At 44.9% G+C, this 12,810-nt stretch carries 10 protein-coding genes and 1 pseudogene; 6 read left to right on the top strand and 5 right to left on the bottom strand.

Annotated features, from left to right (window positions below):
* Positions 1-18 precede the first annotated feature (18 nt).
* On the top strand, positions 19-3,336 hold the full coding sequence (locus tag QWZ05_RS20670; protein WP_290300423.1) for an Ig-like domain-containing protein: 3,318 nt from the start codon (positions 19-21) through the stop codon (positions 3,334-3,336).
* Positions 3,337-3,555: 219 nt separating this feature from the next.
* Here QWZ05_RS20670 and QWZ05_RS20665 read toward each other — a convergent pair whose 3' ends face one another.
* Positions 3,556-4,563: a helix-turn-helix domain-containing protein gene (locus QWZ05_RS20665; RefSeq protein ID WP_290300422.1), complete on the bottom strand. Its 1,008-nt coding sequence runs from the start codon at positions 4,561-4,563 to the stop codon at positions 3,556-3,558.
* 89 nt (positions 4,564-4,652) lie between these two features.
* On the bottom strand, positions 4,653-5,348 hold the full coding sequence (locus QWZ05_RS20660) for a pirin family protein (RefSeq protein ID WP_264877630.1): 696 nt from the start codon (positions 5,346-5,348) through the stop codon (positions 4,653-4,655).
* Between the two features lie 226 nt (positions 5,349-5,574).
* Between QWZ05_RS20660 and QWZ05_RS20655 the strand changes: the two genes are divergently transcribed.
* From QWZ05_RS20655 to QWZ05_RS20645, 3 genes are all read left to right on the top strand, one after another.
* The gene (locus tag QWZ05_RS20655) at positions 5,575-6,060 is read left to right on the top strand and encodes a type II secretion system protein (protein ID WP_290300420.1); all 486 of its coding nucleotides are present in this window, start codon (positions 5,575-5,577) and stop codon (positions 6,058-6,060) included.
* Positions 6,061-6,196: 136 nt separating this feature from the next.
* Positions 6,197-7,573, top strand: a complete 1,377-nt coding sequence (locus tag QWZ05_RS20650; RefSeq protein WP_264877628.1) for a DUF1254 domain-containing protein — start codon at positions 6,197-6,199, stop codon at positions 7,571-7,573.
* 61 nt (positions 7,574-7,634) lie between these two features.
* A complete protein-coding gene (locus QWZ05_RS20645) occupies positions 7,635-8,798 on the top strand; it encodes an OmpP1/FadL family transporter (protein ID WP_290300418.1) in 1,164 nt (387 codons plus the stop codon).
* Positions 8,799-8,912: 114 nt separating this feature from the next.
* On the opposite strand, the gene QWZ05_RS20640 is transcribed toward QWZ05_RS20645, so the two are convergent.
* On the bottom strand, positions 8,913-9,695 hold the full coding sequence (locus QWZ05_RS20640; protein WP_264877626.1) for a hypothetical protein: 783 nt from the start codon (positions 9,693-9,695) through the stop codon (positions 8,913-8,915).
* A 54-nt stretch (positions 9,696-9,749) separates the two neighbouring features.
* Positions 9,750-11,171 (bottom strand): DUF1254 domain-containing protein, encoded by a 1,422-nt coding sequence (locus tag QWZ05_RS20635; RefSeq protein ID WP_290300415.1) that lies wholly within the window; start codon positions 11,169-11,171, stop codon positions 9,750-9,752.
* A 226-nt stretch (positions 11,172-11,397) separates the two neighbouring features.
* On the opposite strand from QWZ05_RS20635, the pseudogene QWZ05_RS20630 reads away from it, so the two are divergent.
* Positions 11,398-12,081, top strand: a pseudogene (locus tag QWZ05_RS20630) (endonuclease); the annotation flags it as partial.
* Positions 12,058-12,333, top strand: a complete 276-nt coding sequence (locus QWZ05_RS22405) for a sunset domain-containing protein (protein WP_435433663.1) — start codon at positions 12,058-12,060, stop codon at positions 12,331-12,333. The pseudogene QWZ05_RS20630 and the gene QWZ05_RS22405, both read left to right, overlap by 24 nt.
* A 63-nt stretch (positions 12,334-12,396) precedes the next feature.
* Here QWZ05_RS22405 and QWZ05_RS20625 read toward each other — a convergent pair whose 3' ends face one another.
* Complete coding sequence (locus tag QWZ05_RS20625) at positions 12,397-12,624, bottom strand: PTS sugar transporter subunit IIB (protein ID WP_264877663.1); 228 nt, start codon at positions 12,622-12,624, stop codon at positions 12,397-12,399.
* Between the last annotated feature and the right edge of the window lie 186 nt (positions 12,625-12,810).

Below are 12,810 nucleotides of genomic sequence, written 5' to 3'. Positions count from 1 at the left end.
CATTAAGGAAAAATTATAATGCGTAAAGTTAGACGATTAACTGCGGCCATTGCTGGTATCTTACTCAGCAGTCAATTGTACGCAGCGGAACCCTATGACAGCGGCAAAGCATACTCTGGCGGGACTCAAGTTACACTGAATGGCAAACTCTATGAAGCCAAATGGTATGCAAATCCAGGTCAAAGACCAGATGCGGAATACGCTAACGAATGGGATAGTCCGTGGAAGTTGGTTGGTGACTCTGAACCAGGTCCAGGTCCAGGTCCCGAGCCAGGCGATGTGATCCCATTTATCCCGGGTGAGACTCGAGTTAATAATGGCGATATGGTGATTTTCAATGGTGAGTGTTTTATCGCGAAAAATAACCCTGGCACATGGGAAACCCCAGTAGCAAACTCATATTTCTGGGATATTACTGAGTGTCCAGATGATGGAGAGAAGCCAGAGCTGCCACCTGAAATTGATTTATCGCTTCTTTCTCCAACGTCAGGTCAGATCGTTCAAGTTGGAGAGTCTTTGACAATTCAGGCTAAAGTGACTGGTCAAGGTGCTGAAACCGTCGAGTTCTGGGTCAACAACACTAAATTAGTGGAGCAAAAATTCGACTCAAGTAAAGAAATCTATACTCAAAACTGGTCTTCTGGTGTTGCTGGTCAGAAGCCAGTTACAGTGCGAGTGGTGGATACAAATGGCAAAACCATTGAAGAGCAATCCGTAACAATTAAGGTTGAAGCTGAGAATATTGACCCTGGTGAGCCTGTACTTGAGGTATCGATCCTTGCTCCGACCGCGGGTCAGGTTGTGAAAGTTGACGAGACCATCGCAATCCAAGCGGAGATTAAAGGGGAAGGGGCAGACCAAGTCGAGTTTTGGGTCGATAATGATAAAGTGCTAGTACAGCCATTTTCGCCTGAGCAGACGTTGTATACTCAAGATTGGCTCGCAGCCTCAGAAGGCCAGAAGACGGTTCGTGTGCTTGTTGTGGATGAGCATGGGCAAGAGATAGAGCAACAGTCAGTAAAAATTACCGTTGAAGAAGATCAAATTTTACCACCACCTGGTGATATTTGTGACGAATACAATGTGTACCCGAATTGGACTCAAGGTAACCATGCGCTGGGTGGCGACATCATGGTTCATGATAATGTTGCGTATAAGGCCAAATGGTGGACGTCATCTACGCCAGGAAGTGATGAATCTTGGGAATTACACCTAAACTGTGATGACACTGATCCAGGTACGCCTCCAGGGACAACGCCAAATCTAGAGTTACCAAATCCACTCGATCCATTGCGCCTTGAGGTTCAAGGTTGGCCGAATGAATTTGTTGTGGCCAGTCCATCAACTTCTGCCCCTGCAACACTGAGTATTGACACGATTGATGCAGAGGCACTGTCTGACACAGCTGAACTTACTAAAGCTTTTGTTGAGATGATTAACCAAGCTGAAGAGGCGGATTCAGAGTCGATCATTATTCGCAGTGATGTACTTGATATGCTCAATAGCGGCGAAGAATTGGGCGTCATCACAGTGAAGCAAGCTTTGATCGAAGCTGTGGATGAAACAGGAAGCCGAATTGATTTTGATGATATCCAAGCACTCACTGATGATGCGCAGGGCTGGACACAAGCTTACCAGCTAATTCTTTCGACATTGGCACCAGATACGACTATTGGCTGGCAGTTAAGTATCGGTGAGTTTGTGTATGAGACTTATTCTGGTCGCCGCGCAGTATGGAATTCTGCGTCGGGTGAGACTGCTGAGCTGTTGCAAAAACTTGAACTTTTCAATGCAGAGTCTGAGAGTAAAGCAAACTTTATTGCCTTTACGAAATCAGGCGAAACACCTGCACTAAGTGCAGAGCAATGGCACAATGCATTGGAGTACGTCAAGCAAGTCTCTGACTTCGTTCGCATTCCAGTGATGCTGAATGACATGCCTACCGATCAAACATCTCAATACTTCATGGGTGAGAGAGCAGGCGAAAGACAGATCCGTAAAGCCGCGCATAGCAACGTTTTTGCATTACTCTTTGATACAGATAGCGCGGAATTGGACGCTAAGATAGAGAGCTACCAAGAGGCAAAAGTCCCTCTTTACTACAATGGTGAAGATCTTTATGAAGGACCTTTGACTACTATTGAAGAGCTCAACCAACAGCTAATTGCTGCTGAAGATGTGATGAACAATGAGGCATTCTTGTTCCAAGCCCCAGATCTCTCTTGGATCCCATCGACGGTATATAAGTGGAGTGATTTCTTAGATGGTCTCAATGCTATGCATAACGTGGGTGTGGCAGACAACAAGTTCTGGCTTATCGATGAAAATGCCGATGAAGAGACCAACATCAAATATGCTAAAGTAGCGATAGCTGCTTTCCTAGCACAAAGTATGCAAGAGACGATTCGTTACAATGCGTGTGATGAAAATAACTGGGATGAAATTCGTTGGGGGGCTCCAACCAACTATCCAATGTCAGCGAGTTGTGGCCAGTTAGGGCAGAAGTATGCTGATTATGGTTTCAACCCAGTCAGTGGCTTAGACCATGCTTACTCTTGCCCACGTAATGATAAGATGGAAGTCACAGCTATGACCCATGCTAAATGGTATGGCGCTCCCGCTCCAATTTTCGCTGCACCAGATGCGGTTTTGGAAGAGCAAGGCTTGTTAGTCAATGGTCATGTTGGCCGTTGGGATGTCTCTAGCCCATGGTGCAACCCTGCTGAACAACCAGAAGAATTTGATGGTTCAAAACAAGCTTGGGAACGTGAAGAGTGTCAAATCTACGAAGATCAAAAGTCGGGTCAATTTATCTGGGATGGCAGTAGCCAAGAAAGTGTCCAAGGCTGTGGCTGGTGGGGACGTGGTGTAATCCAAACTACAGGTCGTCAGAACTTTGGTACGCTTAACCACTACTTGGGACGCTCGCATATCGATCCAGATACGATTGGTCAAACCATCGATGGTGTAACGGTAGAGGCGCCACCGGAGAATCCACTGTACTCAGATCTTGATTTTTGTTCAAACCCTGGGCTTATCTGCAGCTCAGAGGAGAACAAAGAGATCAAATGGATTGCAGGTTTGTTTTACTGGACGACCTCGGTACAAGACTACCCAGATGAAAGTGGTAACTACCCAGGTTGGGATTATCACAATGAGCTGAAGAGCTATGTCGATGGAGGTATGATTGGTACCCAATTTATCGATGACGTATCTGGTATCGTCAACCGTGGCTGTCCAGATTTGACGTGTGAGACAGGTGAGGTGCACAATGTGGAAGAGCGCAGAGCCAACTTTGTGAAAGTACTCCAACTATTAGGACTCAACCCTCAATAATTGACTCTCAATTGTTGTCTTATAAAGCCAGTCAGGTCTGTTGACTGGCTATTTTAGGATAGGGTATGCGATATATTAAAAAGTCGGCAACAGCTGAAAACTTGAAAGCTATCATTCAGCACTACCGCACTGATTACATTGCAGGGTCTGCTGTTGCTGTAATTATCTAAAAAAGGGTGTGACAATGTCACACCCTTTTTTAGATACGTGCTCAGAATGTTAACGGCTAAGATTTAATACTGTTCTACGATAGATCTTAGGTGTTAAGCCGCTAATCCGTTTAAAAGCCCGGGAAAAGTGCGCGATATCAGAAAAACCAAGCTGGGTAGAGATATGCGTTAGTGTTTGCTCCTGCTCCATCATTTCCACTGCCGCAGTAAACACCAAATTATCTTTAATGTTTCTAAAATTGGTTTTCTCTTCCTTCAAGCGTCTTTGAAGTGTTCGTGGACTCATTTTCAACAGGCCTGCAGCATATTCCAGAGTGACATCCTGCTGTTTAATATACGGGAGTAGAGCAGTGAAGACACGATCAGTAAAGTTGGAATGCCAAGTGACCAGTGGTGGCTTGTTTGCAGAGTCGTCTCTCGTAATGTTAGGCGTCATTTCAAGAATGTGTTCCTCGATTAAAACTTCAATGCGATGGTTGGAGACAATATACTGTGGAGAGCCTCCAATTACCGCACGGTGTAAAGCAATATCATGAGACTGTACTTTGATGTACTTCGGTTGCCAGTCAGTTTTGGTCATCGTTCGGATAAGTTCAATGATATACATTATTGCGTAGACTTCAGACCAGACAAACGGCAGTGAGTCTTCATAGTGGCGCATACACCAATACCAACTTCGACCGTGTTGAGTTTCCAGCCCAACGTTAGCTGCGGTTGAATCGTATTGATAAACCTGTTTCGTGAGTTCTAGTGCATCGCGAATGGTTGCGCATTGCGAAAACTCATAGATCAGTCTAGGGATTGCTTTCAGACGAATTGCGGTTTTGAGTAGCTCGTTAAACTGAGTCATTCCTAACTGGTTACCCAATAGGTAAATCAGTTTTTTAACGGGTGCTTGTGGTACAAACTCTTGGTCTAAATCAAACAAATCAGCAGGTAGTCCCGACTCTTTTATGGCCGAGTGAGCATCCTGGTGATACTCACGAAAAAGCTCGAGCAAGATACGAGCATAGCCCGACTTAATTAAAGGAGCGATAGGGTCTTGATGCTGAGTCATATTGTGTTAACCATGATAAGCGTCTGAATTAATATACTATTTAGACTAGTCTAACGATGACGTTTGATCTACCGTTGTCGCCCCTGCAACTACGGTAGATCAAATACAAGTGCCAGCACGGTTTGCTGGGAGTTGTTTAGCACTTTAATACTTTGTTGGTCAGTTACTTTTAGACCATCACCTGGCATAAGTTTATGACCCTCTACGTCCAACACACCTTCTATCTGGTGTACGTAGAGAGAGCGCTGGTGGTCAAGGTCAAGGGTTAACTCTTGTTGAGGTAACAAAACCAATTGATGCAATGATGCATCTTGATAAATCTGAAAGCTCTGATTCTCACCACTCGGTGTTGCTATGGTGGTGACTCCCGGATTTTTACCGAAATTCTCTTGCTGATAACGAGGCTCAGAGTTAATTCGGTTAGGTTCAACCCAGATTTGCAGAAAGCGCAACGGTTCGGTGGACGATGCGTTAAATTCGCTATGATAGATACCCGAGCCCGCAGACATCAGTTGAAACTCACCAGCCTTAATAGTTTTGGTATTACCCTCGCTGTCTTTGTGTTCTATCGTGCCTTCTAATATGAAGCTGATGATCTCCATATTTCGGTGACCATGGGTCTCAAAGCCTGCATGGGGCGCAACGATATCATCATTGATAACTCTCAATGCTGAAAAGCCCATGTTATCAGGGTCATAATAACTACCGAACGAAAAGCTGTGTTTGCTTTCAAGCCAACTAAATGAGGCCAAACCGCGATCTTCGGATTTTCGTACACTTAACATTGGTAATGTCCTCGACTGTTTGTTTGACCTTAGATTAATTAATGCTCATGACTAGGTTAAGCAGAACGATTTGAGGGAATTGTTCAAAAATCTTGAATGACAATGAGGCAGGAGCTCGCTTTCCCTCTATTGATGATATAAATGTAAATATCTGTTAACATTTGACGGCATCATTGGGTATCTAATGAGTACACAAATTCGATTTAGCAAAGGATTCACAAGAGAAATGGAAAAACAGCGCGGTTTTACGCTCATCGAGCTGATTGTCATTATTACAATTTTGGCCATTCTTTCAGTTGTAGCATTACCACGGTTTCTGAACCTGCAAAAAGACAGTCGTGAGAGAGTGATCGAGCAAATTGAGGTTAGTGTTGAAACCGCCAACGATCTCATCAATATGAAAGCACAATTGCCGAGTTATTCGACACAGGCAGTACCTAATCGTGATGATTTGCTAGATATAGACCTTGATGGTGATGGCGTGTTTGATATCCGCTTGAAGTGGGGGTTTTTAGACAACACTGATATTCAAAAGCGTATCACATTGGACGATAGCTTTGTGATCGAAGAAGAGGGTTATGAAAAAACCTATGTCGGATATGACTTTGACCAGGATGGGCAGGCAAGTGATGACCGCTGTTATTTTTTGTACACCCAAGCAGAGAGCTCTACAACACCACCAGTTTATAGCCGAGAGCTGACCGGTTGTTAGATATTGTAGCTGTATTAATTTACACAAAGCAGTATTAAGAATCGTAATAAACGATATAGAAACTGTTCGATTTTCGCAGCCTCAGTGCTCCGATACCCTTGTGACTGTTCTTAAATCACTCATAAGGGTATCGAACATGAACAAATCCATTCTTGCTCTTTCTATTCTTTCCACCGTAGCACTCCCATTATCTGCACAAATGACACCGTCAGCTGAAGAGGAGTTGGCATACAATTTGGGCTTACAAGCGTTTATCTATGGTACTGGACCTTTGACTGTTGCTGCTGTGCGTCAAACCTCAACGTCCGTTGACACTCCAATGGATAATGCAATGGCACCCCTTAACCAAATGGGGAAGACACGTCAGTTGTCTGGGCCTCAAGATCGTATTGTCCCTACAGTTAACAACGACACACTGTATTCTCAGGCGCATTATGATCTCGATTTATCTGGGCCAATGGTGATAGAGATGCCGGAAACGAATGATCGCTATTATATCGTACAGTTGCTGGATGCCTACTCTGACTCCATTACTGATCTGCATGCAGGGAATATGGGACGCTCAGGCAGTAAAGTACTTTTGGTCAATAAAGACTGGAACGGTGAAGTACCAGAAGGTATTGATCATGTGGTTGAGTCAAGAACACCAATGGTTTGGTTGATTCATCGAACTGGCGTGTTTGGTCCGAAAGATATTGAAGAGGCCATCAATGTAAATGAAGCGTTTGTGACCTACCCAGTATCCGAACTCGGTAAAAAACGAGAGTCTCTGAAGCTGGCTAAATCTACAGGACGTATTCCCGCAATGGCTAGGCCATCAGGCCTTGATTGGTATGCGGTTATCGATCATGAGTTGCGCAAAAATCCATTACCAGAAGCCCAAGCAATGGTGGAGCAGTTTGAGTATATTGGGATTGGCGGTGATACGCCTTTTGATCCAGACACCTTAAGTGAAGCCCAAAAGAGGGGCATGCTCCGTGCTTTGGACTCTGCGCAGCTGATTATTCAATATGCAGGGCGCGATATTGGTACAACCAACAATGGTTGGTCGATGATGTTTAAAGGTGGCAAATATGGTAACGATTACTTAAGCCGTGCCAGTATCAATCTTCGTGCGGCAGGCCTCAATGTACCTGAACGCGCACTATATCCAAACCGCTACACCGACAGTGAAGGCATACAGCTCAACGGTGCCAATGAATATCGAATGGTCATGCCAGCAGATGCACCCGCAAAAGCTTTTTGGTCGTTGACCATGTATGACGCGAAACACTTGTTCATGGTTGAAAATGAGATTGATCGTTACTCTGTGTCTACCAACCGAAAAGATGAGCTGATTTACGCTGAGGACGGCACGCTCCCAATCTGTATTCAACATGAAAAACCAGGTGATGAAAGTTGCAACTGGCTTCCAGCACCAAAAGATGATTTTTACTTACACCTACGTCTCTATGAGCCAACGCAATCAGTATTGAGTAATCAATATCCGTTGCCGCAAGTGATAAAACAGTAATGCCTTTTATGCGCCTTATCGAGGCGCTCATTTTTATTAAAAGAAACATCTGGAGAGTGCAATGGCACCCGTCTACTTTCGAAACTGCGCAGTTGCGTGTGCAGTTATTTCTCAATATGGATTTGCAGCAGGAACATTAGTTTCTGAGATGAGTCACCTTAATGTCGGCACGGCTGGTGCGGGTACAGCTGCGCTAGCTCAAGGAGCTTCGACAGCGTATGCGAACCCAGCAGCAATGGGGTTGTTAAAAGAAAAACATTTTGCCCTTAACTTGGCGACGATGGCGCTTGATATTCAATACAGTGATAACCGAAATGAGCTCATGGATAGTGATAATGCAGGAGGCGTGCAGCCATATGGCTCAATATATTCAGTCACTCCGTTAGGCAATCGCTTTGCGTTAGGTATTGCTCTCGCCGCAACAGGTGGTAGCGGATTAGATTATGGTAATGAGTATGCTGGGCGATTAGGCTTAAATGACCTGTCACTAAGTGTAATGCAGCTTAACCCCTCGTTAAGCTACCGTTTGAATGAAAAGTGGCATATTGGGCTTGGTGTACAAATTGATAGAGCGCAGTTTGAGCAGAGTTTTTTAGCCAATCAAGCTGAAATTGAGTCGAGCTCTTATGCGTTTGGTTACAATATAGGCGCGACGTATCAAATCGACAAAGCCCAACGCTTAGGTGTAACCTACCGCTCGAAGATGGAGCATCAACTTGATGGCAAACTAAGCCTTTTGAACCAAGAGGGTGAGACAAGTATAGGGTTACTTAATGCCGCGCGTATGGAGGTGTCAGGCCTCCATCATTGGGTAGAGCCCTTCACTCTATTGTGGAGTATTGGTCAGGAGTACTGGAGCGAGAATGAGGCGACAGTGATTGAGTTTGGTCATCGAACGGTGACTAAAACCAGACAGTTTGATGATGTGTGGTTTGCCTCGCTGGGTGGCCAAGTTGCCTTGAGCGACAGGCTTTCCTTGGAAATGGGGGTAGGGTATGTAAGCTCACCTTTGGATGACCCAAGCTTACAATCGTCGGATCTGCCAGTAGATAGCCAAATGAAGTATAGCGCAGGGGCGCAATATCGATTATCTAGAACGACTGACCTTAAGGCCTATTACAGTTATGTCGATTACGGTAGCCCTAAGATCGACAAAGGCTTGATGAACGGCAGTTTTGATAATCATAACCAGTTCTTCGGCGTTGAAATCGACTATAAGTTCTGATCAAAAAAGAGGGCACCAGAGGATAAACTCCGTGTGCCCCTGTTAAATAGCAGTACCAATCGGACAGGTAATTATTAAAGCGCAAACACAAAGGACTTCGCTGTGGTTAATTGTCTACAGCTGGTAGTTGAACTCAATTCGATGGTCTCCATCAGAGAAATCGGTGTTTTCTGTCCAGTTTGCAAAATAACGGACATTGGCTCTCGGTGTAATTTGATACGAGACAGCAAACTCATGTGTTAACACACTGTCGACATTCTCAAAGCCATGCTCCTTGTATGTGTCTGAACCCGATAAAGTGGTCATATACATTGGGTTGTAGTTGATCCAGATATTGTCGGAGAGCTCAATTTTTGTGTAAGTACCTACCAAACCAAATGTGCCAGGAAACGAATAACCACTGACAATATCACCGTCATCGCCCATCACGTTATTACCAAATGCGACGCCAGCACCCGCAAGAGGGTAGAGCTGTAAAGGCCCTATTTTGGGTAGTGCTTGGATAAAGCTGTAGGAAGCAGAGCCAAACTCACTGTTTAGGTCATAGCTTAGATCGAGCTGCGTACCGCGACCGTTTTTGAGGTTAGCGCTGAAGTTTCTTAGGCGAAATGAATCGACACTGTCATTCAGGCGGCTTTCATCGTTATGCCAGCCAAAGGTTTCTCCACCGATACCTTTTATCTCGAGCACGTTCATACCCGCCACATTGTCTTTACCAGTATCGTAGGTTTTGCCTACCTTCAGATTTAGACCTTTGTCGGTAATGCCACCACCTACTTGAGTGAACACGGCTAGTGGGTCAGACATATCTTGAACTTCGTTGCTTTCAGCATAAGCAGCTTGAACAGACAATAGACATGCTGCTCCAATTGATGAAAAATAGAGAGATTTATTCATGATTTACCTTCGATTTTTATGCTGGCGCAGGAGTCACGCCAGCATGAATAGGGGTTATTGAGCTTGTAGACCAGGCACTGTCCAGTCCATGTTAAGAACCTCTTTCCCAGGAATATAAAGGCGTGTTAGAACGTAGAATCGGCCATCGGGGGTAGGTAGCCAATTGTCTTTCATCGCTGCGTCTTTAGGCGCTTGATGAGAAAGGTGCAGCGTGAAAGAGCCATCACGGTTTTTCTCAAGATCAGAGAGATTATTGATGTTGTAGCGCTTGATAGGATTATCCACTAGCATCTTTGTTTTAGCGTCGTAAACCGTCACTGACCAAAACGCGCCTACAGGCGGCTCGCCATCAAATGTCATCGTGTAGTCTTGTTCACCATTGAGAGGCTGACCGTTAGCATCCGTGGCCGCCATCGGGTAGATAGCTTCTTTAGGACCTTGACCACCGAGATAAGGGTGAGCGATCAACGAACGCATAGAGTTGTCATCCCCAAAAGCATCGAGTGCAAAGGTGTAAACCCAGCCGTCCTTCATCTCAAGGTTGGCAGGATTCGCTTGCTGAGCCATTACGATCTGTTGTCCGTCTCTAATGGCGCGAACGAGTTCTGCTTTTGCCGCATCAGACAGGGAGTCTGAGTCGAATCCGTCTTTAGTTAGGCCAATTTTTTTAAACTGACCAGCCATCGCTTTTTGACGTTCATCGAGTGGGTTATCAGAAAGGTAAGTGGCTAATTCGTGATAAAAGCGAAGAGGATCATTGGCATCACCGGCACGAGGGGATAGTTCTGGTTGAGTAGATGTAGGTTTGCCTGAGATATATTCACTCAAAGGCGTCAGGGTGTATTCGTCTTGGACAGCATGCGCGTTGGCGTAATTGTTGTCGTCTAACACCTGAGTTCGGCCCCAAAGCCACACTTTACTTGTTGGGGCTTCAATGATGTTGAGCTCACGTGGAATATCACCATCTGCGTCCCAGCCTGGTGGCACAATGAGGAATTGCTTTTCAAGGCTACCGGTTTCGCGTGTACCGACATACTGGAAAAGGTTATGCCACATATCAAACATGTTGATCACGTAGTAACGATCGGAAACTTCAGGGACTTCTAGTACAAAGGGTTCTTGGCTTAAATCCAATACTGCACTTGAGTATAAGGTGTCACGGTTTGCCGTTGGCATATCGGTGTCTGCTGGGGTGCTCAATCTTCGAGCATGACCAAATTCGTTAAGCGGTGCTCGATAGCTGGTGTCAGCTTGCGGTTTTGATACATCAGTATACTGACGACTGATTTGCTCCATACGAACTAATGTGGAGCCCCATAGATAAGCACTCAAACCTAAGTTGTAAGTTTCACTGTGCAGCGCCTGCTGGATAGGTGTTATCGGGGTGTTTCCAGTGCTTGCTAACGCATTCGGAACCGTGATGCTGGTGGCTAGCGCGATTGAAAGTGCGAGGGTAGTTATTGGGCGAGTATTCATAGGTACCTCCTTTAGTTTGAGGTCAATATACTGAAAACTCGATTTAGGGTGTTTTATAGCGTCTATTAAGAATTTTAATACGCTTAAAATCAGAAAATAGAACCGTGAAGCTAGTCGCAAATACTAAACTGCTATATCATTCGCTCTATCAATAGAGCAGTGAGTGCTCGAGCCCAAATTCAGGGTGAAATTAGAGCTAGAAGCTCGTTATGTATTAGGTTGTTACATGTCTTTTCGATGGTTTTTGTCCGTTTCTTTTCTGATCTTTGCCTCTGGTTTGCATGCGGCACCAAACAATTTCAGTCATGCTAAAGTTCTGGCGAAACAGAACGTCTATTTCGACCAAACGCAAAACGGGACGTTCTATTGTGGATGTCAGTATGAGTTTACCGGGCGCAGTGGCGGCAGAGTGGATTTGCAAAGTTGTGGTTATGAAGTTCGCAAGAATGAAACACGAGCACAACGTATCGAATGGGAACACATTGTTCCAGCATCAAACTTCGGACGTGCACGCCAGTGCTGGCAAGACGGTGGTCGTAAAAACTGTGTGCGCAATGACCCTGTATTTGCAGTGATGGAAGCGGACATGCATAACTTAACCCCCTCGATTGGTGAAGTTAATGGCGATCGCTCAAACTTTAATTTCAGTCAGTTTAATCAACGCGCCAGTCTGTACGGACAATGTGAATTCAAGGTCGATTTTAAAAATCGTCTCGCCGAACCGAGGGATGAGGTGAAGGGCCAGATTGCACGCGTCTATTTCTATATGTTTGACCGGTACGGCTTAAACATGTCGACGTCACAACAGCGGATCTTAATGCAATGGCATAACCGTTTTCCTGTTTCACCATGGGAAGTGGAGCGAGATAAACGAATCGCGCAACAGATGGGTCACAGTAACCCTTTTGTTACCGGTGAACGAGTGTGGAAGTTGGGGCATCAGAATAGCCGAGAAGGGCTAATGGATGCTTACAGAGCCCAAAGTGTTCCGATGAACTTCAACGTACGTTTTGTTAGAGGGAATAAAAACTCAAAGGTGTATCATCTACCGGAAGGTTGCCCAAGCTATAATCAAATTAGCGAAAAAAACATCGCTCTATTTAGCTCAGAGCAGAAGGCAATTGAGGCGGGTTATCGCCGAGCAGGCAACTGCCGTAACTAATCTAGAGTCAATTAAAGCTGAGTGCTACGGCTTGCAGAAAGTGATGGATATTGATCGTAACTTTTAGTTCAAAGAGACGAGCCTCGATTCGATGACTTGAGAATAGAGGTTAGCTTTGAAACCATAAACAATATGCACGTTTTTTTCATCTAGCACTATCACACCGTATGCTCCTGTCTGCTGCAATTGTTGGCGATCGACGAACTCAGTTGTAATCAGCTCCAACCTTAATCGTGATGCACAAGCATCAGTCTCCAGAATATTCTCGACGCCACCAATGGCTTCGAGAATCGATTCTACCTGCTGCTCGATATCAACTGTTTGAGTAGTTCAATAAGCATGAATGTTAATTTCTTTGTAGATTTGGTTAGAGATATTAAACCAAACGCAAATCTATCATCACGCACTCACAGTGCGATGTGTGAAAACTACATAATAATGACCCTATCTTAATGTAAAATTAACATTTCATATACT

Source organism: Vibrio agarivorans (assembly GCF_030409635.1).
Classification (GTDB): domain Bacteria; phylum Pseudomonadota; class Gammaproteobacteria; order Enterobacterales; family Vibrionaceae; genus Vibrio; species Vibrio agarivorans.
This window is presented reverse-complemented; position numbering and strand designations above follow the sequence as displayed.

What these genes read in the sequence shown, in the direction of transcription:
- QWZ05_RS20670 (WP_290300423.1), top strand. Translation starts at nt 19, where the DNA reads ATGCGTAAAGTTAGACGATTAACTGCGGCCATTGCTGGTATCTTACTC.
- QWZ05_RS20665 (WP_290300422.1), bottom strand. Translation starts at nt 4,563, where the DNA reads ATGACTCAGCATCAAGACCCTATCGCTCCTTTAATTAAGTCGGGCTAT.
- QWZ05_RS20660 (WP_264877630.1), bottom strand. Translation starts at nt 5,348, where the DNA reads ATGTTAAGTGTACGAAAATCCGAAGATCGCGGTTTGGCCTCATTTAGT.
- QWZ05_RS20655 (WP_290300420.1), top strand. Translation starts at nt 5,575, where the DNA reads ATGGAAAAACAGCGCGGTTTTACGCTCATCGAGCTGATTGTCATTATT.
- QWZ05_RS20650 (WP_264877628.1), top strand. Translation starts at nt 6,197, where the DNA reads ATGAACAAATCCATTCTTGCTCTTTCTATTCTTTCCACCGTAGCACTC.
- QWZ05_RS20645 (WP_290300418.1), top strand. Translation starts at nt 7,635, where the DNA reads ATGGCACCCGTCTACTTTCGAAACTGCGCAGTTGCGTGTGCAGTTATT.
- QWZ05_RS20640 (WP_264877626.1), bottom strand. Translation starts at nt 9,695, where the DNA reads ATGAATAAATCTCTCTATTTTTCATCAATTGGAGCAGCATGTCTATTG.
- QWZ05_RS20635 (WP_290300415.1), bottom strand. Translation starts at nt 11,171, where the DNA reads ATGAATACTCGCCCAATAACTACCCTCGCACTTTCAATCGCGCTAGCC.
- QWZ05_RS22405 (WP_435433663.1), top strand. Translation starts at nt 12,058, where the DNA reads ATGGGTCACAGTAACCCTTTTGTTACCGGTGAACGAGTGTGGAAGTTG.